The sequence below is a fragment of the Amycolatopsis panacis genome, assembly GCF_003600245.1.
Lineage (GTDB): Bacteria > Actinomycetota > Actinomycetes > Mycobacteriales > Pseudonocardiaceae > Amycolatopsis > Amycolatopsis sulphurea.
Genome location: NZ_QZFV01000087.1, coordinates 84,666 through 108,438, shown reverse-complemented (window position 1 = coordinate 108,438; position 23,773 = coordinate 84,666). Strand labels below are relative to the sequence as shown.

Here is a 23,773-nt window from a genome sequence, read left to right as displayed (position 1 = left end):
ATGTTCGACCTACCGAAGCAACCAGACACCAAGCGGTGATCCGAACGTGACTCGCGGGCGATCTTCCGGTGTCCGGAGGCGGGCATTCTGCGCACCCGCGGATGCGGCCCGGGGCCGGACCTGCGGGCCCCGGGCACGCGCGGAGTCACTGCACGCGGTCGGCCTGCGGTTCCTCGTCGTCGGGCAGGTGCACGTCGCCCACGTTGATGTTCACCTCGACCACCTCCAGGGCGGTCATCTGCTCGATCGACCCGATCACGTTGCGCCGCACCTGACGGGCCAGCTCGGCGATCGGCACCCCGTACTCGACCACGATCTGCAGGTCGACCGCCGCCTGTTTCTCGCCGACCTCCACCGCGACGCCCTGTCCCGCGCTGGCCGAGGCACCGGGGATGCGATCGCGCAGCGCGCCGAACGCGCGGGCGGCGCCACCACCGAGGTCGTACACCCCGGAGACCTCGCGGGTGGCGAGGCCGGCGATCTTCTGCACGACCACGTCGGCGATGCTCGTCGTGCCCTGCGAGGTGACGAGCGGCCCGGCGTCCGGGCGGGTGGTCAGCTCGGTGTTCTCGGACTTGGAGGCGGTCATCGGTGCTCCCTCGGTTTCGGTGGCGTACCACGTGTTCTTGCCCCGTTGCCGGGTCGACACCACCCGGCGAAGATCGTCACGACCCGATCGTGTGACGTCCGGATCAGGCGAACGCGGCCCCGTCGAGATCGGTGACCACCAGGCGCAGCCGCGCCCGCGCCCACTCCGTGCCGGCCAGCACGTGCCGCACCGACTTCTCCGCCTGCGCCAGCAGCGGCGGCAGCGGCAGCCGGGTGGCGATCACCCGGACCTCGACCAGCTCCGGGCTCAGGTCCACGGCGCCACCGGACAAATCCACCGGCAGCCAGCCGATCTCCGGCGCGATGACGGTCGCCGGGCGCAGTCCTTCGAGCCTGGCCACGGCCTCGGCGATCTTCCCGGCCGTCGCTCTCGCCGCGGTCGCGGTCACCGGTCACCCGCTTCGATGTCCAAAATGGACACCGTGACCGCGTCCACGGACACCCCCGTCTGCTCGGCGACCCGGCGGGCGACCGCCCGCTGCACCGCGCGGCCCACCGCGGCGGCCTGGTCGGCACCGGAGGCGACCAAATCGAGCTGCACGGTCCGCCTGCCTTCGGCGGTCCGCACGCGCACGCCGTCGGACGGCGCCGGCTGAAGCCCTTTCCAGCGCTGCCGCGCCGCCCGGGTCCAGGCCGTGACCAGCCCCCGCAGCCCGGGTTCGAGACGCACCACCCCGGTGGTCTCGATCGCCGCCCGCGCGGCGACACTCGCGACCACCGGATCGGCGATCACGTACTCGGCCTCGACTGTCATTCGCCGTCCTCGTACACGTCTTCCACCAGCAGGTCCAGCTTCTCCAGCGACAGCCCGACCCGCGCGGCCGCGGCCGCGGTGACCAGCTCCCGCACCCGGGCCAACGACTCACCGCCGTCGTCGTTCCCGAGCCGGATCGAAAGGGTGAGTTCCACTTCGACTCTGCTGGCCCCGCCGTTGTCGACGCCGACCGTTCGCACGCGTACCCGGCGCGCCCGCACATCGCCGGCGGAATCCGCGGCGTAGCGCAGGACCACCGCCACCGCCTGTTCGCTGATCTCGACGCCGCCGGGCTCCGGCGTGCCCAGGTCGACCATCTGGCCGCGACGCACCTCCGCGCGGACCGCGGACATGATCCGCCCGAACAGGTCCGGCGGCGGCGGATCGGGTTCGGTGATCAGCTCGTCGGTCGCCGCCCGCAGGGCGAGCAGGCTCTCGCGCGCGGTGCGGCAGTGCACGCAGGTCAGTTCGTGCTCGTCAGCGTGATCCGTGCCGACCTCGTCGAGCCTGCCCCAGACCGTCTCCAGCTCCCGGCCACAGGGCAGTTCGTAATCCTGGTTCACCGCCACGGCTTCATCTCCTCCGCCAGCTGCGCACGGGCCCGGGCGATCCGCCCCCGGACCGCCGTGGGGTTCGCACCGACGATCTCGCCGATCTCGTCGTACGAGCGGCCGTGCACTTCACGCAGCAACCAGCAGGCCCGCTGCTGCGCGGTCAGCCCTCGCAACGCCTCGTTGAGCGCGGCCAGCTGACTGCTGATCTGCGCGGCATGCTCCGGACGGGCGTCGCGGCGCGGGGACTCGGCGAGCTCCAGGTCGACGTCGGCCTGCGGACGGCGCGCCCGGATCACGTTCAGGCAGCGGTTGGTGGTGCTCCGGTAGAGCCAGCCCACGAACGAATGGTCGTCGCTGAGCTGCTCCAGCTTGCGCCACGCACCGAGGAAGACCTCCTGCACGACATCCTCGGCGTCCCCGCGGTGATGCAGCATCTTCACCGCGAGCCGGAACATCTGCCCCTGGTAGCGGAGCACGAGCTGTTCGTAAGCCCGCACATCACCGTCACGCGCGCGGCCGACGAGGGTTGCGTCGTCGAGCGGCGTGCCGGGCTCCGCATGGATCGTGGTCACGGCGCCCCCTTCCATCAGGGGGACACCGCGAGGAGGGAGTTCGTCACGCACGCATTGTCGGTGATCACCGCCACCGGGGCGAATCAGCTGAGCCCGAGGTCGTCCTTGCTCAGCAGGTAGCGGTATTCGAGACCCTCTTTTTCGATCGCTTCGCGAGCGCCGGTGTCCCGGTCGACCACAGTCGCCACGCCGACGACCTCGGCACCGGCCTCGCGCAGCGCGGTGACCGCGGTCAGCACGCTGCCGCCCGTGGTCGAGGTGTCCTCGACCGCCAGCACGCGCTGCCCGCGTACCTCGACGCCTTCGATCTGCCGCTGCATGCCGTGTTCCTTCACGGCCTTGCGGACCACGAAGGCGTCGAGCACGACACCGTCGGCCGCCGCGGAATGCAACATCGCGAGCGCGACCGGGTCAGCGCCGAGGGTGAGCCCGCCGGCCGCGACGTAGTCCCAGTCCGCGGTCAGTTGCCGCAGCAGCTTGCCGATCAGCGGAGCGGCGGCGTGGTGCAGCGTCGCGCGCCGGAGATCGATGTAGTAATCAGCTTCTTTGCCGGAAGCCAGCGTCACTTTGCCGTGCACCACGGCCAGTTCGGTGATCAGCCTGGCCAGTTCGAGCTTCGCAGTTCGGTCCAACGCGGGATACGCCACGGCCGAGAGTCTTACACACGCCGTCGCGGCGCCTCCCCCATCGGTGCAAGTCATTCACCGAGCGAGACGGCGGTCACCGGGCGTGTCCGGTAATGTCGCGCGGATCGACGGCAACGGCTGTGAAGGGACCCTTCACGGACGCTGAGACCGTGAAGGGTCCCTTCACAGCACTGGAGGCAGCTGGCCCATCCGTCTACTTCGGACAGGTCCCGGTCCGGTGAGCACTACGTCGGCGGTCAAGTGGGTGAACCTCGCCGCCCGCCCGGCACACCTGCATGATCGCGAAGTAGGGTCCCGCGCATGGGCAAGCACACCAAGCGGATGCCCGGCTGCCTGCCACGGGTCGCCGTCGGTGCTGCCCCGCTGGCCCTGCTGGTGGTCGGCACGGCCACCGTCTGGGCGGAGCCGTCCCGCACGGGGATACCGCTCGACCTGCCGCAAAGCAGCTTCGACCAGGCCCCCAGAATGTACGACCAGTCGGTGACCCACGAGATGTACCTAGGCGAGCAGTTGTACCAGGATCCCTCCGCGACCCACCGGCCGCGCCTCGGCACCCGGCCGTTCAGCGGCGATGGCCCGCACCCGGCCCGGACCGCCGCCCGCACCACGGACACCGGCCGGTTCACCGGCGACCTGCGCGATGTCCTCGCTGCGGCCGAGCCTGTCACCGGCCGGTTCACCGGGACCCTCGACCTGCCCACGGACCGGCAGTTCGTCTCCGGCGACCTCGGCCTGCTCGCGGCAGCTGAGCTACCGCGGTCCTTCCGCGGCCAGTTCACCCTCGACGAGCTGGCCAGCACCTGGGTCGACACCGCACCCGACCCGGTGCCGACGCAGTCCCAGCCCGGACATCGGTTGCTGGACGACGACTGGGGAGTCTCCCGGGCCACAGTCGGGCCGGCCTGAGGCCGATCAGGGCTCTTCGTTCTTCTCCGGCTGTGGCGCAGGCACCGGCCCGGACTCGCCGGGATCGCCGAACGGGGAGCGCGGCTGCGGAGGAGCCGGCGGCTCGGCATCCCGGACGTCGGCCGCGGTCTGAGCCTGGACCGGGGTGGTGACCTGCGTGTCCGCCGGGGAAGTGGCGTGAGTGATCGCGCGCGGGTGGGATTCCCCGGTGCCGGAGGGGTCGAAGACCTGGGTGCGCGGGGCCGGTGTTCCGGCGCGCGGGTCGAGGGTCTGGGTGCGCTGGTCCGGGGTGGCCGAAGGGACCGTCGGCATGCCGGCAGCCGGGGTCCAGGTGCGGTTGCTGTCGTAGTCCTCGTCAAACGGGTCCACGATGTCCGCGATCTCGCCGAGGTCGCGCAGCAGCCGTTCGAGGCGGGACGGGCCGGCGCCGGGCACCACGCTGGCCAGCACCCACTCCTGCTCCAGCCAGGCGACGCCGACGTCGCCGCCGAGCTGGTCCGCGGCGTCGACCAGGTCCTGGGTGATCACCTGGCGGGCGCCCTCGGTGTCGTCGGCGAAGGCGTAGCGCTGGCCGATCGGGCCGAGCATCTCGGGCATGTTCTCGCGCTGGAAGGGCACGCTGGACAGCCACATCTCCACCGGCACGCGATGCGTCTTGTTGCAGCGTACGGCGACTACCACGGCCGGGATCTGCCCCTCGGACTCGATGTCGAAGATGAACACCGGGCGGCGGCCGTCGGAGGTGAAGGTGGACCCGGCCACGACGTTCACCGCGGCGTCCGCGCCGAAGTAGCCGATCGCGCCGCCGGACCACTGCTGGGGCAGCCGGTCGTCCTCCTCCACGAACTGCCATCCGCGCAGCTGGGCCCAGCGCTGCCGCTCACGGTTGCGCGAGCCTTCCTTGGCCCGGTCCGCAAAGAGCAGCCCAAGCCCCGCCACCAGCGCGACGGCGGCGATGACGAACCAGATCCACGCCGAGATACCCACGCCGATCAGGGTATCGCTGCCGGGCCCCTACCCCGGAACGCGCGCACCGTGTCGGCGCGCCCCTTTTTCGGGCCATCGCCGAATTTTGGGTCGATAAATCGGTTAATCGAGCCGAGTTTGGCCGGCTGTCCCCGGATCAGGTGACAGCCATCGGGGTCGGACGTGCTGGTCAGCGATGCTTACTGTCATCCGAGGAGGACCTGGGGGAGGGCTTTTCGCCGTCGTCCCGGTCCGGCGAGGTCTCCCATGAAGTCCGTTCGGTAAACGAAGTAGCTCCGACCCCCGAGAAGACGGTGGGCCGGTCACAGTGACCGGCCCACCGGCCTCAATCGACGCGGGACACGGTGAGCGTGTCCCCGGCGTCCATGTCCGGGGTGTCCACCCGGACCGTGTCGCCGTCGCGGACCTCGCCGGACAGCAGTTGCTTCGCGAGCTGGTCCCCGATCGCGGACTGCACGAGGCGACGCAGCGGGCGAGCCCCGTAGATCGGGTCGAAGCCGTTGAGCGCCAGCCATTCGCGGGCCGCCTCGGTGACGTCCAGGTTCAGCCTGCGCTGGGCGAGCCGCTTGGCGAGCCGGGCCACCTGAATGTCCACAATGGACGTCAGCTGCTCGGTGCCGAGCGCGTGGAACACCACGATGTCGTCCAGCCGGTTCAGGAACTCCGGCTTGAACTGCCGCTGCACGACGTCCAGCACCGCGTCGCGACGCTGTGTCTCGTCCAGCGCCGGGTCGGCGATCGCCTGCGAGCCGAGGTTCGAGGTCAGGATCAGGATGGTGTTGCGGAAGTCCACCGTCCGGCCCTGCCCGTCGGTCAACCGGCCGTCGTCGAGTACCTGCAGCAGCACGTCGAACACGTCCGGGTGAGCCTTCTCGACCTCATCCAGCAGCACCACCGTGTAGGGACGGCGCCGCACGGCCTCGGTCAGCTGGCCGCCCTGGTCGTAGCCGACGTAACCCGGGGGAGCACCGACCAGCCGGGCGACCGAGTGCTTCTCGGAGTACTCGCTCATGTCGATCCGCTGCATCGCGCGCTCGTCGTCGAACAGGAACTCCGCCAGCGCCTTCGCCAGCTCGGTCTTGCCGACGCCGGTCGGGCCGAGGAACAGGAACGAGCCGGTCGGCCGGTCCGGGTCGGCCACGCCGGCCCGCGCCCGCCGCACCGCGTCCGAGACCACCTGCACCGCCTGGTCCTGCCCGATGACGCGGCGGTTCAGCTCCTCCTCCATCCGCAGCAGCTTGCCCGTCTCGCCCTCCAGCAGGCGCCCGGCGGGAATGCCGGTCCAGGCGGAGACCACGTCCGCGACGTCGTCGCTGCCCACCTCTTCCTTCAGCATCACGTTCTGCTTGCTCGCCTCGTTCGCGGCCATGGCGGCCTCGAACTCCTTCTCCAGCACCGGGATCCGGCCGTAACGCAGCTCGGCGGCCTTGCCGAGGTCGCCGTCGCGCTCGGCGCGTTCCGATTCGCCACGGAGCTGCTCCAGCTGCTCCTTCAGCTCACGGACGGTCTCGATCGAGCCCTTCTCGTTCTGCCAGCGGGCGGTCAGCGCGGTGAGTTCCTCACGCTTCTCGGCCAGCTCGGCCCGCAGCGCGCTCAGCCGCTCCAGGGAGGCGGCGTCGTCCTCTTTGGACAGTGCCATCTCCTCGATCTCCATGCGCCGCACGGCCCGCTCGACCTCGTCGATCTCCACCGGCCGCGAGTCGATCTCCATGCGGATCTTCGACGCGGCCTCGTCGACCAGGTCGATCGCCTTGTCCGGGAGGAATCGCGCGGTGATGTAGCGGTCCGACAGCGTCGCGGCGGCCACCAGCGCGGCGTCGGTGATCCGGACCCCGTGGTGCACCTCGTAGCGCTCCTTGAGCCCGCGCAGGATCGCGATGGTGTCCTCCGGCGACGGCTCGCCGACCAGCACCTGCTGGAACCGGCGCTCCAGTGCCGGGTCCTTCTCGATGTGCTGGCGGTACTCGTCGAGCGTGGTCGCGCCGACCATCCGCAGCTCACCGCGGGCGAGCATCGGCTTGATCATGTTGCCCGCGTCCATCGCACCCTCACCGCCCGCACCGGCGCCGACGATGGTGTGCAGCTCGTCGATGAACGTGACGACTTCGCCCGCGGAGTCGGTGATCTCCTTGAGCACGGCCTTCAGCCGCTCTTCGAACTCGCCGCGGTACTTCGCGCCGGCCACCATCGACCCGAGGTCGAGGGCGACCACGCGCTTGCCGCGCAACGATTCCGGCACATCCCCGGTGACGATCCGCTGGGCGAGACCCTCGACAATGGCTGTCTTGCCGACCCCCGGCTCGCCGATCAGCACCGGATTGTTCTTGGTACGACGGGAAAGCACCTGCACCACACGCCGGATCTCGGTGTCCCGGCCGATCACCGGGTCGAGTTCACCCGCTCGGGCGCGCTCGGTCAGGTCGACGCCGTACTTCTCCAGCGCCTTGAACGTGCTCTCCGGATCCGGGCTGCTGACCCGCGCGGAGCCGCGCACCTTGGCGAACGCCTCGCGCAACGCGTCCGGGGTGGCACCGTGGCGCTTCAGCAGGTCCGCGACCTGGGCACCCTCGGTGGCCAGGCCGACGAGCAGATGCTCGGTCGAGACGTACTCGTCACCCAGTTCGGTGGCCAGCTTCTGCGCCTGCGTGAGCGACTTGACCGCGGGCGCGTCGAACTGCGGCGTCGACACGGTCGCGCCGGTCGCCGAGGGCAGCGCCTGGATGATCGGCTCAAGGTCCTTGTGCACCGTTTCCGGGTCGGCCCCGACCGCGGTCAGCAGCGGCGCGGTCGTGCCCTCGCCCTGCGCCAGCAGGGCACCCAGCAGATGGGCGGCCGATACGTGCGGATTGCCGGCCACGGTGGCCGCCTGCGCCGCGGACGAGATCGCCTGCTGGGTCTTCGTGGTCGGGTTGAAAGCGTCCATCCCTCACCTCATGCGTCGGTGGAAGTCTCATGTTTCGGTGGAAAGTGCAGGTGAACAGCCTGACCAAGGCCGTCCGACAGGTATAACGTCAGCAAACTTGAGTCTGTTCCGCTCAACTCTGAATCGGGCTCACAGCCCTCGTCGGCAACCTCGGTCCCAGCCTGCCCAGCCCCAGCACGGCGAGGCAAGAGCAGACACCGACCAGCACCCAGGGTAGCCAAATGGACACAGAAAACAACGAAACGACGGCCGGGGCGAGCACTTGCGCCATCGTGAACGCGTACTGGAACGCCGCCAGGTAACGGCCCTTCGCTTCGGGAGGCGCCGCGGCTTCAGCGAGCGCACCGCACCGTGGGCCGAAGACCAGATCACCTGCCGCGTACACGAGCGTCGCGATCAACATGTACGGCACTTGCCAGCTTCGCGGCACGAGAAGCACACCGAGGCTGACTGCGCACCACGCGGCGAAGAGCGCAGAGCCGGCGCGCATCGCGTCAATCCGGCTGAGCTGCCGCGTCAGCCGTAACGCCACCGTGCCGCCGAAGCTGGTGAGGACCGTCAGGAGAAGCAGAATCGCGCCGGGCAGCCACTGCGGGGCGTGCAGCCGGTCGAGAATGAACACCGGGGTGCCGATGAGGAAGAAGTCCAGCGACAGTCCGAACATCCCGGTTAAGAGGATCAACGCGAGGTATGGCCGGTTGCGCAGCACTCCCGGACAGCGGCGCACAATCCGCACGACGCGGCGAGCCGGGCGAACAAACGTCACAACAATGCCCGCTGCAACCAAGAAGGTGCCGACGTCTGCTATGAGCGCGATGCGGTAGCCACAGTCGTCAAACCAAGTCAGTAAACCGGACGAAGTCAGCCCACCGAGCCCAAAGCCGCCAGCGCGCGCCATTCCGACTTCAGCGAATGGACGGTCCTTCGGCACGTCGCCGGCAACCTCGGCGATAAGGGCGTACAGGCAACTGTGGAAGAGCTGCTGCCCTGCCCCCAGCAGTACCGACGCGACAACGACCCCACCGACGCCGTGCGCGAAGAGGTAGACGGTGGCACCGGCCGCCTGCATCAGTTGAGCACTGAGTACTCCGACGCGCGGCCCGGCGTGGTCTATCAGCCGGCCGGCCAACGGTGGCACCAGCAACCCCGCGGTAGTCCCCACCGTGATAGCTGTGCCCACCGCGACAAGTGGAACGCCGATCACGCGGGACGCATAAACCAGTACGAGCGGCAAAAAGAGACCGGATCCGAAGTTGTCGATCCCCATCGCCCCGAGCAGCGCGACCCGGCTCCGCGTCACAAATCGACGTTACCGCCGCCGCTGGCCATCAAGTCAGGTCCGGAAGGAGACATCGCGAAATGACCAAGAACCACTCCGAGTAGAGCGCGTTGCCCGAGACAGGTCACGCGGCCGGCCGATCATCAGTACAACCTTCCCCGGTTGGCCGCAAACTCCTCTCCCCGCACCACAGCTTGCGCCAACGGAGCAGCGTGCCACCCCTCGGTTCGCGCAGGGCCGCAGCTGTCGAGCAACAGGTCGTGCCACACCGGTGTAGCGCCGAGACGCACCGTCGACACTGTCGGCTGCGAAGAACCTGCTGTCGCCAGAAGCAAGTGCTCGCCCTCGGTACTCGCCGAGAGCGCGTACTCGCCCTTACTGCCCGTACGCCCCACGTCGACCTGACGACCCGCCAAGTCGGTCAGCGTCAGGACGATGCCGGAAACCGTGCGCCCACCGGTATCGAGAACTCGTCCACGCAACGCTGTGGTGACCTCCACCGGCTCTTCGACGGCGTCGGCGACCGGAGCCTCTGCATCGAGCGTACGTCGCAACGGCACCTCCTTGACGAACACCACCGCCAGGAGCGTGACCACGGCGATGACCCCGGCGTACAGAAAGACCGTGCCGGTCGAATCGCCGAAGGCGGCCCGTACGACCGGCTGCAGGGCGGCCGGCAGCGAAGCGATGTTGAAGGTACCGCCCCCGCCGTGCACGGCGACGTCGGACGAAACTCCCATGTGAGTCAACGACTTCGCGATGTTCGAGGCCACCTGGGCGGACAACACCGCACCGAGCGCGGACACCCCGGCCGCCCCGCCGAGCGACCGGAAGAAGGTGACCACCGAGGAGGAGGAACCCATGTCCCTCATCGCCACGGTGTTCTGGACCACCAGCACCAGGTTCTGCATCAGGAAGCCCAGCCCGATGCCGACCAGCGCGAGATAGCCCCCCATCAGGGTGAGATTCGTGGCGTGATCCACCGTGCTCAGCAGGAAGAGCCCGGCCACCAGGGAGGCCCCACCGGCGACCATGAACGGCTTCGTCCGGCCGGTCCGCGAGATCACCAGGCCCGCGCCGGTCGAGGCGATCGCCAGTCCCAGCACCAGCGGCAGGGTCATCAGGCCCGCGTGCGTCGGCGAGAAACCACGGGAGACCTGGTAGTACTGCCCGAGGAACACCGAACCGCCGAACATCGCGGTACCGACCGCGAGCGAACCGAGCACGGACAAGGTGAAGGTGCGGTTGCGGAACAGCCGCAGCGGCACCACCGGCTCCGCGGCACGCGATTCGACGAACACGGCCAGCGCGAGCGCGAGTACCGCACCACCGACGTAGGCCACGCTGGACCACGAGATCCAGGCGAAGCTCTGCCCGGCCAGCGAAACCCAGATCAGCAGCAGCGCCACGCCACCCACCAGCAGGGTCGCGCCGAGCCAGTCGATGCGCACCTTCCGCTTGAGCACCGGCAGCTTCAAGGTGCGCCCGAGCACCACGAACGCGATCACGGCGACCGGCACGCACACCCAGAAGCACCAGCGCCAGCCGAGCGGCGAATCGACGATCAGCCCGCCGATCAACGGCCCGGAAACGGTGGCCACGGCGAACACCGCGCCGGTGTAGCCGGAGTACTTGCCCCGATCACGCGGCGCGATCATCGCGGCGATGACGACCTGGATCAGCGCCTGCAGGCCGCCGAGCCCGATGCCCTGCACCGCGCGGTAGGCGATCAGCTCGGGCATCGAGCCCGCGATACCGCCGAGCACCGAGCCGAGCGTGAAGAGCACGATCGCCAGCTGGTAGAGCAGTTTCTTGCTGAACAGGTCGGACAGCTTGCCCCAGATCGGGGTGGTCGCGGTCGAGGTGAGCAGGGTGGCGGTGACCACCCAGGTGTACTGGCTCTGCGTGCCGTGCAGATCGGCGAGGATCGTCGGCAGCGCGTTGGACACGATCGTCGACGACAGCAGCGCCACGAGCAGGGCGAGCAGCAGGCCGGTGAAGGCCTTCATGATCTCCCGGTGGGGCATCGGCTCACCGGTGGCCGGGGGGCTCACCGGTGGCCGGGGTTTCCACTTCGCGTTACTTCACTTTCCCATGGTGCATTGGTCCGGCGCGCCGAGCGTGGCCCGCAGGTCGGCGTTGAGGGCGGCGAGCCGTTCGGTCAGGTCGGCGAGCCGGCCTTCGTCCCAGCCGCCGAGGGCGGTCTGGAAGAACTCCAGGTACCGGGCCCGCCAGCGCGCCAGTTCGGCCTCGCCCTTCGCCGAAACGCTGATCAGCGAGGCGCGCCCGTCCTCCGGCGCGGGTCTGCGGTCGATCAGGCCTGCCGTCTGCAGTTGCGCGAGCTGCCTGCTGATCACCGAAAGGTCGACGAGCCGGCGTTTGGCCAGCTCGGACGGCCGGGCCTCGCCGTGCTTGGCGAGATCGGACAGCAGCATGCCGGCGGCCGGGTGCAGCCCCGGTTCGTCCTGCCAGGCCTGCATCACCCACAGATGCTGAAGCTGCGCCGAACTCCGCAACTCCCGCAGCAGTTCGAGCCGGACATCGTCGGCAGAGCTCATCTGGGCTCCTCCCGGGCTGCTCGCCCAACTGCTTGTACGTTGCAAGTTTACGAGGGAAAGGTTGCGTAGGACAACTATCTATCCGGTGAGCTGCCCCACGCCGCCAACCGGCCGATAACCCGACCGGAGCAACGTTGCGAGCAACCCGCCGGAGTACGGCTACTCTGCGGACGAGCCGCGCCCGAGCCGGGGCGGTGGACCCCAGAAAAGGGAGAGGAGCGCGCGTGGCGCATTCCCGCGGAACGTCCGCGAGACGGCGCGAACCGAAGCCACCGGACCAGGCGGCCCGGCGTCCGTGATCACCCGCTCCCCATCCCTTCTCCCGACCGGTGAACGACACCTTCATGACAGCCGATTCGATCAGTCCCATCCCGCGCTCGGCAGCACCCCGCGAAGCCCCCGCCGCGGTCACCGCCATGGTGCGGCTGATCCGGGACACCTGGGCGCGGTCGGAGCCCTATCTGCCGGAGATCTCGCAGTTCTTCTACGGAATGCTGTTCACGCTCGCGCCGGCCACCCGCGACTTCTTCCCGATCAACATGGAGGTCCAGCGTGGCCGCCTGGTGCGTGCGCTGGTCCGCATCGTGCAGATGGTGGACCGGCCCGACGATCTGGTCCCGTTCCTGCGCCAGCTCGGTCGTGACCACCGCAAGTTCGGCGTCATCCCCAAGCACTACGAGGCGGTCGGCACGGCGCTGCTGGCGGCGCTGAAGAGCCATCTCGGCGCGGAGTGGACCCCGGCCGTGGAGCGGGCCTGGGCCGAGGCGTTCACCATCGTCGCGCGCGCGATGCAGGAGGCGGCCGCGGCGGACGTGAACCCGCCGTTCTGGTCGGCCACCGTGGTCGAGCACCGTCGGCTCACCTGGGATCTCGCGCTGGTGCGGCTGATCCCGGAGCAGCCCGTGCCCTATACCCCCGGGCAGTACATGAGCGTGGAGGTGCCGCAGCGGCCGAGGTTGTGGCGGTACCTGTCCCCGGCCAACGCGCCCCGCGCGGACGGCGGCATCGAGTTCCACGTGCGCGCGGTCGACGGCGGCTGGGTCTCGCGGGCGATCGTGAGCCACACCCAGCCCGGCGACGTCTGGCGGCTCGGCCCGCCGATCGGCCGGCTGGCGGTGGACCGCGAACGGTCCAAGGGCGTGCTGATGGTCGCCGGCGGCACCGGGCTGGCCCCGCTGCGCGCCATCCTCGACCACCTCGCGCAGTGGGGGGAGAACCCGAAAACCCGGCTGTTCTACGGCGGCCCGGCCCGCGAGGACCTGTACGACCTCGAAGACCTGCGCGCGCTGGCCGCGACAAACCCGTGGCTGTCGATCATCCCGGTCGTCGAACGCGGCGAGGACCTGCCCGGCTGCGAGCAGGGCACGCTGGCCGAGGCGGTGACCCGCTACGGCGCCTGGCCGGAGCACGACATCCTGGTGTCCGGCTCCCCGGCGATGATCCGCGCGACGGTGTCCCGGATGCTCGTCGCGGGCAGCGCGCTCGGCCAGATCCAGTACGACCCGTTCACGGTGGACTGAGAAAGCCGTGAAGGGACCCTTCACGGACGCAGAGTCCGTGAAGGGTCCCTTCACAGCGTTGCCAGCCGCGCGGGAAGGCTCAGCGTTTCTTGGGTTTCCAGACCACCAGCGAGGTCTGCTGCCGCAGCGGCACCAGGTCCTTGCGGTAGGACGCGTGCACCGCGGCGGCGGCATGTTCGGCGGCCGCGTACGCCGCGGCCAGCTCCTCGGTCAGCTCGTGCACCCGCGAGCGCAGCGCGTCGACCTGGTTCTCCAGCTCGATGATCCGCTTGATGCCGGCCAGGTTCACCCCGGCCTCCTGCGAAAGGCGCTGGACCTCACGCAGCAGGGCGATATCCCGCACGGAGTACCGCCGGCCGCCCCCGGAGGTGCGGCCGGGGGACACCAGGCCCTGCCGGTCGTAGGAGCGCAGCGTCTGGGCGTGCAGCCCGGACAGCTGCGCCGCCACCGAGATCACGAACACCGGGGTGTCCTCGTCCGCACCGTTCGGGAGTCCCGGAGTACCGCCGAACATCGCCGTCACCTGCCTTCGAGCAACTCGGTGATCTCAGGCCGCGGGTCGTGGCCCTTCATCGCCTCGGCGTAGCCCTCCAGCGCCGTGCGAGCCTTGTCGTCGAGCTTCGCCGGGACCGCCGCGTCCAGGGTGACCAGCAGATCGCCCTGTGCGCCGTCCCGCTTCTGGATGCCCTTTCCGCGCACGCGCAGCACTCGGCCGCTTGCCGTACCGGCCGGCACCTTGAGCGAGACTTTCCCTTCCAGCGTGGGCACCGTGATCGTGGTGCCCAACGCCAGCTCGGTGAAGTCCACCGGCACGGTGAGCGTGAGGTCGAGTTCCTTGCGCCCGAACAACGCGTGCGGCGCCACGTGCACCCGCACGTACAGATCGCCTGCCTGCGCGCCGCCGCGCCCCGGCTCGCCCTGCCCGGCCAGCCGGATGCGCTGGTCGTCCTTCACCCCCGGCGGGATGCGTACGGTCAACGTCCGGGTACGGGTGCTCACGCCCTCGCCACCGCACTCCGGGCACGGCTCGTCGATGATCTTGCCGCGTCCCCGGCAGTCCTGGCACGGCTCGGAGAACGCGAACGCCCCCTGGCTCCGGCTGACGAGCCCAGACCCGTTACAGATCGGGCAGGCCCGCGGCGAGGTGCCCGGCTTCGCCCCGTTACCCCCGCAGGTGCTGCAGGTGGCCGGGCTGGACAGCCGCAACGGCAGCGTGGCGCCCTTGACCGACTCAAGGAAGTCGATCCGCACGTCGGTCTCGACGTCCGCGCCGCGCTGCGGCCGGTTGGCCGTGCCCGCCGGACCACCGGCTCCCCGGCCCCGGCCGAAGATGCCACCGAGGATGTCGCCGAGGCCCCCGAAACCGCCCTGCTGCGCACCGGCACCGGCCTGGCCGAACAGGTCGCCCACGTCGAATCCGCCCGCACCACCGGGGCCGCCGCCGAAACCGCCGAAGCCACCCGGGCCGCCGGCCCCGAACAGGCTGCGTGCCTCGTCGTACTCCTTGCGCTTGGCCGGATCGGACAGCACGCCGTAGGCCTCGGACACCGCCTTGAACTTGTTCTCCGCGGTGGTGTTGCCCGCATTGGCGTCCGGGTGATTCTCCTTGGCCAGCTTGCGGTAGGCCTTCTTGATCTCGTCCGCGGTCGCATCGGAGGAGACACCCAGCTCTTTGTAGAACTCCTTGCCGATCCACTCCCGAGCACTCATCGGGTGTCTCCTCCTTTCCCTGCGAAACGACGGTTACTGCCGGCCGGACTCATCGATCGACCCGTCGAGCGGCAGCTCGCCGCCGACCGAACCGTCGACCGGCGCGGCCGCGGCGGGCTCGTGGTCGGTGACCCCGACCAGCGCCTCCCGCAGCACCCGGTCCCCGAACCGGTAGCCGCGGCGCATGACCACGGTGACCGTCGGGCCGGACACGTCCGGCGAGGTGTTGTGCTGAACGGCCTCGTGCACGTTCGGGTCGAAGACCTCGCCCTCGGCGCCGAACGACTCCAGGCCGGCCCGCTGCAGACCGCTGACCAGCTTGTCGCCGACCGCCTTGAACGCACCGGTGAGGTCGCCGTGCTGCTCGGCGCGCTCAAGGTCGTCGAGCAGCCCAAGCAGCTCGCCCACCACGGACGCCTTGGCACCCTGGACCACGACGTCCCGGTCACGCTCGACGCGCTTGCGGTAGTTGGCGTATTCCGCCTGCAGCCGCTGCAGGTCGGCGGTGCGCTCGGCCAGCTGCTTCTCGACGTCGGACACCGCGGTGACCGCGTCGTCGGCCGAGTCGCCGAGCGAGGGGCCCGAAGGCTCCTCGCCGGCCGGGACGTCCGCTTCCGTGGTCTCCGCAGCGGGCTCCCGGACCTCGCCGGTCTGCGGGTCGACCCGCCGCCGGTCACGCACGACCACCGGTTCCTCAGGGCCGGGGCCCTCGGGCTCGGAGTGGCGTGGGGTCACTTCTTCTCGTCCTCTTCCACGATCTCGGCGTCGACCACGTCGTCGGCCTTGGCCTTCTGCTTGGCACCACCCGCGGCACCGGCGTCGGCACCCGCGGCGCCCGCAGCGCCCTCGGGACCGGCCGCACCGGCGTTCGCGTACAGCGCGCTGCCCAGCTCCTGCGAAGCCGTGTTCAGCTTCTCGATGGACTCGCGGATCTTGGCCGAGTCGGTGCCCTTGAGAGCCTCGTTCGCCTCTTCGATCGCGGAGTTCACCTTGCCCTTGAGCTCCTCGGGCAGTTTGTCCTCGTTGTCCTTGACGAACTTCTCGGTCTGGTAGACCAGCGTCTCGGCCTGGTTGCGGGTCTCCGCCTCGTCGCGGCGGGTCTTGTCCTCTTCCGCGTGCGCCTCGGCGTCCTTGACCATCCGGTCGATGTCCTCCTTCGGCAGCGCGGAGCCACCGGTGATGGTCATCGACTGTTCCTTGTTCGTGCCGAGGTCCTTCGCGGTCACGTGCACGATGCCGTTGGCGTCGATGTCGAAGGTGACCTCGATCTGCGGCACCCCGCGCGGGGCGGGCGGCAGGCCGGTCAGCTCGAACATGCCGAGCTTCTTGTTCGCCGCGGCGATCTCGCGCTCACCCTGGAACACCTGGATCTGCACGGAGGGCTGGTTGTCGTCGGCGGTGGAGAAGATCTCCGAGCGCTTGGTCGGGATCGTGGTGTTGCGCTCGATGAGCTTGGTGAACACCCCGCCCTTGGTCTCGATGCCCAGCGACAGCGGGGTCACGTCGAGCAGCAGGACGTCCTTGACCTCGCCCTTGAGCACGCCGGCCTGCAGCGCGGCACCCACGGCGACGACCTCGTCCGGGTTCACGCCCTTGTTCGGCTCGCGCCCGCCGGTCAGCTCCTTGACCAGCTCGGCCACCGCGGGCATCCGGGTGGACCCACCCACGAGCACCACGTGGTCGATGTCGCCGACCGAGATGCCCGCGTCGCGGATCACGTTGTTGAACGGCGCCTTGGTGCGGTCGAGCAGGTCCGAGGTGATCTTCTGGAACTCGGCGCGGGAGAGCGTCTCGTCCAGGAACATCGGGTTCTTGTCCGCGTCCACGGTGATGTAGGGCAGGTTGATGCCGGCGGAGTTGGAGCTGGACAGCTCGATCTTCGCCTTCTCCGCGGCCTCGCGGATGCGCTGCAGCGCCATCTTGTCCTTGGTGAGGTCGATGCCGTTGGAGGCCTTGAACTTGTCGACCAGCCACCCGACGATGCGCTCGTCCCAGTCGTCCCCGCCGAGGTGGTTGTCCCCGGAGGTCGCCCGGACCTCGACCACGCCCTCGCCGATCTCCAGCAGCGACACGTCGAACGTCCCGCCACCGAGGTCGAAGACCAGGATGGTCTGTTCCTTCTCGCCCTTGTCCAGGCCGTAGGCCAGCGCGGCCGCGGTCGGCTCGTTGACGATCCGGAGCACGTTCAGGCCGGCGATCTGGCCGGCTTCCTTGGTGGCCTGCCGCTGGGCGTCCTCGAAGTAGGCCGGGACGGTGATGACCGCGTCGGTGATCTCCTCGCCGAGGTAGGACTCGGCGTCGCGCTTGAGCTTCATCAGCACGCGCGCGCTGATCTCCTGCGGCGTGTAGTTCTTGCCGTCGATCTCGTTCTTCCAGTCGGTACCGATGTGCCGCTTGACCGACCGGATGGTCCGGTCGACGTTCGTCACGGCCTGGTTCTTCGCCGACTGACCGGTCAGCACTTCACCGTTCTTGGCGAAGGCGACGATCGAGGGGGTGGTACGGGAGCCTTCCGAGTTGGCGATGACCGTCGGCTCGCCGCCCTCAAGGACGGCGACGACCGAGTTGGTCGTGCCGAGGTCGATGCCGACCGCTCGCGCCATGGTGCTTCCTCTCGTATTGGCAGCTCTACTGCTATGGTTCGTGACCTGCGTTTTCGGGTCGGCCTTGAGCCTGCCCGTAGCAAGTTGTACCGGTTGCGCGCTCGGCTCGTCAACCAGACTTGAGCCGAGTCCGCTCAACCTTCATGTCAGGATAACGGGCAGGCCGGGGTCCTTGTTCCCGGAATCACCGGCAGACCGCCCCTCGATCGGGTGTGACACCGCTCACCAGGTAGTTCACCTCGGCGGCGACCGCGCACGGGGAGTTGTACAGGCCGGTATGTCCGTCATCGAGCCGGGTCAGCAAGCTCGACCCGTCGATGCTCGCGGCGAGACCTCGCGCCTGACCAACTTGTCGTAACGGGCGAGTACGTCCTGGCCGTGCAGCGCGCACTCCGAGGAGCCGTGACACCACGATGAGAAGCGGAGTAGCGAATCTTCCGTTGCCGCTGCTTCCTCGATCATCGCTTGCCGAATGGGGCGCGCGTGGTCCACGGCGCCGGCGAGCACCATCCGGTCCACGCGGTCGGGGTGCGAAGATGCGTCCACCGCACCAAGTTCAGTGCCGCAGGGCAGACCGAACCAGGAAACCCACGGTTCCTCCAACGCATTGCGAATCGCGTCGACGCCCTCGGCCGCGCTCTTCGTGCCGGCGTGCCCGAGCATCGGCCCGGTCTTGGTCAGAGTGTCTTCGCCTGCAGCACGGTTGTGCTCGACGAAGGCCGCGTACTCGGCGCGGGTCGACGGGAAGCGATTCAAGCCGGTGTCGTACAGCTTTGCCGGCGAACAGGTGATTCCCGGCCTGCTTTCCGGAACACCGCGCGGATCGAAGCCGACGACGTTGAAGCGTTCGTACAGCGACTCCGTGCCGTCCATACGAGGGAATGCGTCGGTGCAGTGATCAGTGGGGAGCAGCGTTAAAACAGCGACAGCGAGGTTCATGCCGGCCGCACCGCAGCGGCCGGGCGGGCAGCACGGTGGTCCACTTCGCTGCGTACCCCCACCACATCAGCGACCTGGACGGCGCCTGGCGGCACATCGACCCGTACGACCGCCACCGGCGCCGCAGGCGCAGGCGCCGGCTCGTGGCTGAACGCGGCGGTCACCACGAAGGCTCCGACAGCGCCGGCCAGCACGGCCGCGAGCAACCGCGTTTCGATCTTGCGCATGGTGCGTGTTCCCCCCTGTGGGAAGTTTCAGGCGGCCTTGACCGTCAGACGGCCACTGCCGGTGTTCAGGTCGAGCGTCTTGGATTCAGGACTGGCGTTCTGCAGGTATTGCGGGATCTCTACCGAGCGGCGTCCGCTGTCGGAGTCGCCGGTGACGCGGTACGACCCGGCCGGTACTCGCACGTCGACGCTGCCGGAGTCGGCCTTCACGGTCACGTTGGCCGGCTGATCGAGCCCAAGCTCCACGCGCCCGCTGTCGACGGAAACGTCGACATTCCCGCGTACGCCTTCCGCCTTCACACGGCCGGAACTGCTGTGCACCTTCAGGTCGCCGACGTTGCGTACGTCGGTCGAACCGCTGCTGAGGTTCAGGCTCACCGGGCCGGCGACGTCGGCAACCTGCGCTTGCCCCGAGTGCGAAGTGACGTCGACGCTGCTGACCCCCGCGACGTCCAGCGCGCCCGAGTCGATATCGCCGGTGACGGGGATGCCAGCCGGAACCACGATCTCAAAGTCGGCACTGCAGTTATGGCCGCAGTCACCTAGTACGAGCTGATCGTCCTCGACCCGGTAAGCGTCGCCGGGATCCGAGCTGAAGTGGTACTGCAGCTTCTCCTTCACCTGTACCGGCCCGCTACCCGTACGGACGCGTACGTCACCCGCGGCGGCCGTCAGCTTGACCCCGTGGATCTGCTCGCTGAGGGTGGCTTCGCGGGTGACCGACGACGCAACGCCCCAGCCGAAGCCGATCGCCAGTCCCGCGCCGATCACGACGATGCCGGCCAGCGCCAGAATCGGGCGTGCCATGGTTCCTCCCCCTGGTGCGTCCTTGCGGTCCCGGACGACGTTAAGGGCACCGGCACCCCGGCGACATCCGGTAAACCCCCCGAAACATCCCTGAGGCGGCACCCTCGGGGCCAGGGTCCTAACCTGACGGGCGAACGGACTTCCCGCGCTCAGGAGGATCGATGCCCCAGCCGTCCAACCCCTACGACTTCCTGCCATCGGTGCCCTCGTTCACCTTGCACAGCACCGACATCGCCGAAGGCGAAACGCTCGCCAGGCCCCACCTGTCCGGCATCTTCGGCGCCGGCGGCGAGGACCGTTCGCCTCAGCTGTCCTGGAGCGGCTTCCCCGAAGACACCCGCAGCTTCGCCGTGACCGCGTACGACCCCGACGCGCCCACTGCGAGCGGCTTCTGGCACTGGGCCGTGTTCAACATCCCGGCCACCGTCACCGAACTGCGCTCGGGCGCAGGCGACGCCTCTGGCTCAGGCATCCCCGAAGGCGCCGTCACCCTGAAGGGCGACGGCGGCGTACGTCAGTTCCTCGGCGCCGCCCCGCCTCCCGGCCACGGCCCACACCGCTACTTCTTCGTAGTGCACGCCCTCGACGTCGACACCCTCGACGCGGACGAAGACACGACGCCGGCGGCGCTCGGCTTCACCATGTTCGGCCACACGCTGGCCCGCGCGACCCTGACCGCCGTCTACGAGAACAAGGGCTGAGCGCACCTCCCCGTGGCCTCCGGCTGTGAAGGGACCCTTCACGGACGCTGAGTCCGTGAAGGGTCCCTTCACAGCTTTCAGCGCGGCTTCAGCAGGTAGTCCACGACCGGGCGAAGCTCGTCCGCGGACGGCGGCTCGTCGTCGATCAGGCCCTGGATGAGGAGCCCGTCGATACCGGCGAGGAACACCCGGAAGGCCACCTCGTCGTCGTGACGGACCATCGAGGTCAGCACGTCGAGCCAGCGGCGCGCGGCCGGGCGCAACTCGGGTTTGCGCGCAGCCAGCAGGTACAGCTCGTACTCGGCCATGGTGCGGCCGCGTCGCGGCCCCAGCGCCTCGGCGAGCAGCCCCGCAACCTCTTCGGCCCCACGGCTGCCCCGCGAACGAGCGCGGTCGATCATCCAGTACACCTCCGTCGCCATATCCCGTGCGCACGAGATGAGCGTGGCGACAAGCAGGTCGTCCAGCGACGAGAAGTGGTACGTGGTGGACGTCGTGGGTACGCCCGCTTCGGCAGCGACAGTGCGGTGGGTGACTCCGGCGACGCCGTCGCGTTCGATAACCCGCAGCGTGGCCTCGATGATCTCGGTACGTCTCTTCTCACCGCGTACCTTGCGACCGTCGGCCTGGATCTTCACGCCTTGCTCCCCAACTCGATCAGCACCACACCGCCGATCACCATCAGGATCCCGGCGATCATCGCCAGGTTGATCGGCTCTTTGAGGAACAAGACACCCACCAGCGCCACCAAGGCAACTCCAGCCGCCGCCCAGACCGCGTAGACGACACCGATCGGCAGCCCTGCCTTCAGCACTTGCGAAAGCGCGAAGAACGCGAAGCCGTACCCGGCGATCACCAGGATCGAAGGCCCGAGCCGGGAGAACCCTTCGGAAAACCTCAGCGACACGGTGGCCGTGACCTCCGCGGCGATGGCCAGCGCGAGGTACAAGTAGGCACCCATAGGAGAGAAACTACCTGAACGATCGTCCCAATAGCCAGCGAGGCGTGCACCACATCAGTGGGACTTGGGACCGTCCAACCGATTACCCATCAGTAAGAAGCGTTACCCTGCTCCGCAACCGGCGCCTCGCGCACCGGCCACCACCACACCGGACGAAAGGCACCCGACGATGGGCGCGGTACAGCTGACGCTCGGGGGGATCTCCGTCCTCCTGGGCATCATCGCCTGGGGAATGTTCAGCGCGACCGTGGCCCGCTTCGTGCGGGTGATCCGGCTCGGCCAGCCCGACACGACCCGCAACGGGCCGTTCACCGCCCGGCTGGTCACCATGGTCAAGGAATTCGCGGTCCACACCCGGATGGCCAAGTTCCGTCAGGTGGCGCCGTGGCACTGGATGGTGATGTGGGGCTTCCTGATCGGCTCGCTCGCCCTGTTCGAGGCCTACGGCGAGGTGTTCGTGCCTACCTGGGGCTGGCCAGTGCTGGAGGACTGGGCACCGTGGAGCCTGCTGATGGAGCTGCTCGGCGTCGGCACCGTGGTGGGCGGGATCGCGCTGGCAATCATCCGCCAGCTGAACCACCCACGCCGCGCGGACCGTCAGTCGCGCTTCGCCGGCTCGAACTTCAAGTGGGCGTACTTCGTCGAGGCTGTCGTCATCGTGGAGGGCATCGGCATCATCGGCGTACGCGCCGCGAAGGCCGCTATGCACGCCCACGAGACGCCCACGTGGGCCGCCTTCGTGTCCAACCCGCTTAGCTGGGCGCTGCCTTCGTCCGCGGCCCTGGTGTCGGTGTTCGCCTTCATCAAGCTGATGAGCGCCACGGTGTGGCTGATCGTCGTCGCGCGCACCATGACCATGGGTGTGGCCTGGCACCGGTTCAGCGCGTTCTTCAACATCTACTTCAAGCGCGAAGCGGACGGCGGCGTCGCGCTCGGCCGGCTGAAGCCGATGATGAGCAAGGGCAAAGTCCTCGATCTCGAAGAAGCCGACCCGGACGAAGACACCTTCGGTGTGGGCGCGATCGAGGACTTCAGCTGGAAGGGCTGGCTGGACTTCTCCACGTGCACCGAGTGCGGTCGTTGCCAGTCGCAGTGTCCCGCATGGAACACCGGGAAGCCGCTGTCGCCGAAGCTGCTCATTACGCAGCTGCGCGACCACGCGTACGCGAAGGCGCCGTACCTGCTCGCGGGTGGCAAGCGTGACATGGCGGGCGACGAAGTCGGCTTGTCTGGCGACAACATGTACGCGGGTATTGACGTCCTCGCGATCGCGGAGTCGCAGAAGGCACTTGTCGGCGACGACGGTGGCGTAATCGACCCGGACGTGCTGTGGTCGTGTACGTCCTGTGGTGCCTGCGTGGAGCAGTGCCCGGTGGACATCGAGCACGTGGACCACATCGTGGACATGCGGCGTTACCAGGTGATGATCGAATCCTCGTTCCCCACCGAGCTGAACGGCATGTTCAAGAACCTGGAGAACAAGGGCAATCCGTGGGGTCAGAACGCCAAGGACCGTCTGCAGTGGACGGAGGAGCTGGACTTCGAGGTGCCGGTCTTCGACGGCGATCTCGGCGATGTGGAGTACCTGTTCTGGGTCGGCTGCGCGGGCGCGTTCGAGGACCGCGCGAAGAAGACCACCCGCGCGGTGGCGGAACTGCTGCACATCGCGGGCGTGAAGTACACCGTGCTGGGCTCGGAAGAGACCTGTACCGGTGACCCGGCACGCCGTGCGGGCAACGAATTCCTCTTCCAGATGCTCGCCCAGCAGAACGTCGAGGTGCTGAACTCGGTGTTCGAAGGACGGGAACGCAAGGCGCGCAAGGTCGTCGTGACCTGTGCGCACTGCTTCAACACACTCGCCAACGAGTACCCGGAGCTGGGCGGCCAGTTCGACGTCGTGCACCACACGCAGTTGCTCAACCGCCTGGTGCGGGAGAAGTACCTGACCCCGGTCGCGCCGGTCGCCGAGGACGTCACCTACCACGACCCGTGCTATCTGGGCCGCCACAACAAGGTCTACGACGCACCGCGCGAGCTGGTCGGCGCTTCCGGCGCGACGCTGCGCGAAATGCCGCGGCACGGCGACCGCTCGATGTGCTGCGGTGCCGGCGGCGCGCGGATGTGGATGGAGGAGAAGATCGGCAAGCGGATCAACGTCGAGCGCGTGGACGAAGCGCTCGGCACCGCGCCGTCGAAGATCGCCACCGGCTGCCCGTTCTGCCGCGTGATGCTCACCGACGGCGTGACATCGCGCCAGAGCGACGGTGTGGCGAGCGAGAAGGTCGAGGTCGTCGACGTCGCGCAGTTGCTGCTCACCGCCGTGAAGCGCAAGCCGGAGCCGACGCTCGTCCCGGCGGGCGCGCCGTCACTCGACGGCCCGGACCCCGAGCCGGAAGACGAGCCGGAGACGGCGACGGAGGAGAAGCAGGACTGACGGCTTTCCCATGGACGGCCCCGCCCTTCGGGAGGGGCCGTCTTCGTTCGTGGCCGATGCGCGCACAGCACAAGAGCTAGTC

24 protein-coding genes and 1 pseudogene are annotated in these 23,773 nt (G+C 68.9%); 4 read left to right on the top strand and 21 right to left on the bottom strand.

Annotated elements, in window-relative coordinates:
- Positions 1-145: 145 nt before the first annotated feature.
- From D5S19_RS17235 to pyrE, 6 genes are all read right to left on the bottom strand, one after another.
- Positions 146-589, bottom strand: coding sequence for an Asp23/Gls24 family envelope stress response protein (locus D5S19_RS17235; protein WP_120024445.1), 444 nt, complete (start codon positions 587-589; stop codon positions 146-148).
- A gap of 103 nt (positions 590-692) precedes the next feature.
- Positions 693-998: a hypothetical protein gene (locus tag D5S19_RS17230; protein ID WP_120024358.1), complete on the bottom strand. Its 306-nt coding sequence runs from the start codon at positions 996-998 to the stop codon at positions 693-695.
- On the bottom strand, positions 995-1,363 hold the full coding sequence (locus tag D5S19_RS17225; RefSeq protein ID WP_120024357.1) for an Asp23/Gls24 family envelope stress response protein: 369 nt from the start codon (positions 1,361-1,363) through the stop codon (positions 995-997). The genes D5S19_RS17230 and D5S19_RS17225 overlap by 4 nt, the downstream gene beginning before the upstream one ends.
- Positions 1,360-1,932 (bottom strand): Asp23/Gls24 family envelope stress response protein, encoded by a 573-nt coding sequence (locus D5S19_RS17220; RefSeq protein ID WP_120024356.1) that lies wholly within the window; start codon positions 1,930-1,932, stop codon positions 1,360-1,362. The genes D5S19_RS17225 and D5S19_RS17220 overlap by 4 nt, the downstream gene beginning before the upstream one ends.
- Positions 1,923-2,504: an RNA polymerase sigma factor gene (locus tag D5S19_RS17215; RefSeq protein ID WP_120024355.1), complete on the bottom strand. Its 582-nt coding sequence runs from the start codon at positions 2,502-2,504 to the stop codon at positions 1,923-1,925. Before D5S19_RS17215 ends, D5S19_RS17220 begins: the two co-directional genes overlap by 10 nt.
- 68 nt (positions 2,505-2,572) lie before the next feature.
- The gene (gene pyrE, locus D5S19_RS17210; protein WP_120024354.1) at positions 2,573-3,136 is read right to left on the bottom strand and encodes an orotate phosphoribosyltransferase; all 564 of its coding nucleotides are present in this window, start codon (positions 3,134-3,136) and stop codon (positions 2,573-2,575) included.
- A gap of 300 nt (positions 3,137-3,436) precedes the next feature.
- On the opposite strand from pyrE, the gene D5S19_RS17205 reads away from it, so the two are divergent.
- Positions 3,437-4,042 carry a hypothetical protein gene (locus tag D5S19_RS17205; protein WP_120024353.1) on the top strand — a complete coding sequence of 202 codons (606 nt, stop codon included), beginning with the start codon at positions 3,437-3,439 and terminating at the stop codon, positions 4,040-4,042.
- Between the two features lie 332 nt (positions 4,043-4,374).
- Here the strand turns inward: D5S19_RS17205 and D5S19_RS17200 are convergent.
- The 5 genes and pseudogenes from D5S19_RS17200 to D5S19_RS17180 form a co-directional block, all read right to left on the bottom strand.
- Positions 4,375-5,029: pseudogene (locus D5S19_RS17200) on the bottom strand (hypothetical protein); the annotation flags it as partial.
- A gap of 325 nt (positions 5,030-5,354) precedes the next feature.
- Entirely contained in the window at positions 5,355-7,952 is a 2,598-nt protein-coding gene (clpB, locus tag D5S19_RS17195) for an ATP-dependent chaperone ClpB (RefSeq protein WP_120024351.1), read from the bottom strand.
- 112 nt (positions 7,953-8,064) lie between these two features.
- Entirely contained in the window at positions 8,065-9,252 is a 1,188-nt protein-coding gene (locus tag D5S19_RS17190) for an MFS transporter (RefSeq protein ID WP_120024350.1), read from the bottom strand.
- A 122-nt stretch (positions 9,253-9,374) separates the two neighbouring features.
- Entirely contained in the window at positions 9,375-11,258 is a 1,884-nt protein-coding gene (locus tag D5S19_RS17185; RefSeq protein WP_233573999.1) for an MFS transporter, read from the bottom strand.
- 57 nt (positions 11,259-11,315) lie between these two features.
- Positions 11,316-11,789, bottom strand: coding sequence for a MarR family winged helix-turn-helix transcriptional regulator (locus D5S19_RS17180; protein ID WP_120024349.1), 474 nt, complete (start codon positions 11,787-11,789; stop codon positions 11,316-11,318).
- A 344-nt stretch (positions 11,790-12,133) separates the two neighbouring features.
- Between D5S19_RS17180 and D5S19_RS17175 the strand changes: the two genes are divergently transcribed.
- Positions 12,134-13,309 (top strand): globin domain-containing protein, encoded by a 1,176-nt coding sequence (locus tag D5S19_RS17175; protein WP_120024444.1) that lies wholly within the window; start codon positions 12,134-12,136, stop codon positions 13,307-13,309.
- Positions 13,310-13,388: 79 nt separating this feature from the next.
- On the opposite strand, the gene D5S19_RS17170 is transcribed toward D5S19_RS17175, so the two are convergent.
- From D5S19_RS17170 to D5S19_RS17140, 8 genes are all read right to left on the bottom strand, one after another.
- The gene (locus D5S19_RS17170) at positions 13,389-13,823 is read right to left on the bottom strand and encodes a heat shock protein transcriptional repressor HspR (RefSeq protein ID WP_120024443.1); all 435 of its coding nucleotides are present in this window, start codon (positions 13,821-13,823) and stop codon (positions 13,389-13,391) included.
- Positions 13,824-13,828: 5 nt separating this feature from the next.
- The gene (gene dnaJ, locus D5S19_RS17165; RefSeq protein ID WP_120024348.1) at positions 13,829-15,019 is read right to left on the bottom strand and encodes a molecular chaperone DnaJ; all 1,191 of its coding nucleotides are present in this window, start codon (positions 15,017-15,019) and stop codon (positions 13,829-13,831) included.
- A gap of 33 nt (positions 15,020-15,052) precedes the next feature.
- Entirely contained in the window at positions 15,053-15,754 is a 702-nt protein-coding gene (gene grpE, locus D5S19_RS17160; protein WP_120024347.1) for a nucleotide exchange factor GrpE, read from the bottom strand.
- Positions 15,751-17,622, bottom strand: coding sequence for a molecular chaperone DnaK (dnaK, locus tag D5S19_RS17155; protein ID WP_120024346.1), 1,872 nt, complete (start codon positions 17,620-17,622; stop codon positions 15,751-15,753). The genes grpE and dnaK overlap by 4 nt, the downstream gene beginning before the upstream one ends.
- 184 nt (positions 17,623-17,806) lie before the next feature.
- Positions 17,807-18,013 carry an alpha/beta hydrolase gene (locus tag D5S19_RS33175; RefSeq protein ID WP_233573998.1) on the bottom strand — a complete coding sequence of 69 codons (207 nt, stop codon included), beginning with the start codon at positions 18,011-18,013 and terminating at the stop codon, positions 17,807-17,809.
- Entirely contained in the window at positions 17,920-18,561 is a 642-nt protein-coding gene (locus tag D5S19_RS17150) for an alpha/beta fold hydrolase (RefSeq protein WP_233573997.1), read from the bottom strand. The genes D5S19_RS33175 and D5S19_RS17150 overlap by 94 nt, the downstream gene beginning before the upstream one ends.
- A complete protein-coding gene (locus tag D5S19_RS17145) occupies positions 18,558-18,788 on the bottom strand; it encodes a hypothetical protein (RefSeq protein ID WP_120024345.1) in 231 nt (76 codons plus the stop codon). The genes D5S19_RS17150 and D5S19_RS17145 overlap by 4 nt, the downstream gene beginning before the upstream one ends.
- A 27-nt stretch (positions 18,789-18,815) precedes the next feature.
- On the bottom strand, positions 18,816-19,595 hold the full coding sequence (locus tag D5S19_RS17140; protein ID WP_120024344.1) for a DUF4097 family beta strand repeat-containing protein: 780 nt from the start codon (positions 19,593-19,595) through the stop codon (positions 18,816-18,818).
- Between the two features lie 161 nt (positions 19,596-19,756).
- Between D5S19_RS17140 and D5S19_RS17135 the strand changes: the two genes are divergently transcribed.
- Positions 19,757-20,296: a YbhB/YbcL family Raf kinase inhibitor-like protein gene (locus D5S19_RS17135; protein ID WP_120024343.1), complete on the top strand. Its 540-nt coding sequence runs from the start codon at positions 19,757-19,759 to the stop codon at positions 20,294-20,296.
- Positions 20,297-20,373: 77 nt separating this feature from the next.
- Here the strand turns inward: D5S19_RS17135 and D5S19_RS17130 are convergent, their stop codons facing one another.
- Both D5S19_RS17130 and D5S19_RS17125 read right to left on the bottom strand, forming a co-directional pair.
- Positions 20,374-20,934 carry a TetR/AcrR family transcriptional regulator gene (locus tag D5S19_RS17130; protein WP_120024342.1) on the bottom strand — a complete coding sequence of 187 codons (561 nt, stop codon included), beginning with the start codon at positions 20,932-20,934 and terminating at the stop codon, positions 20,374-20,376.
- The gene (locus D5S19_RS17125; protein ID WP_120024341.1) at positions 20,931-21,257 is read right to left on the bottom strand and encodes a DMT family transporter; all 327 of its coding nucleotides are present in this window, start codon (positions 21,255-21,257) and stop codon (positions 20,931-20,933) included. Before D5S19_RS17125 ends, D5S19_RS17130 begins: the two co-directional genes overlap by 4 nt.
- Before the next feature lie 169 nt (positions 21,258-21,426).
- Between D5S19_RS17125 and D5S19_RS17120 the strand changes: the two genes are divergently transcribed.
- Complete coding sequence (locus D5S19_RS17120) at positions 21,427-23,691, top strand: (Fe-S)-binding protein (RefSeq protein WP_120024340.1); 2,265 nt, start codon at positions 21,427-21,429, stop codon at positions 23,689-23,691.
- Positions 23,692-23,773: the final 82 nt, after the last annotated feature.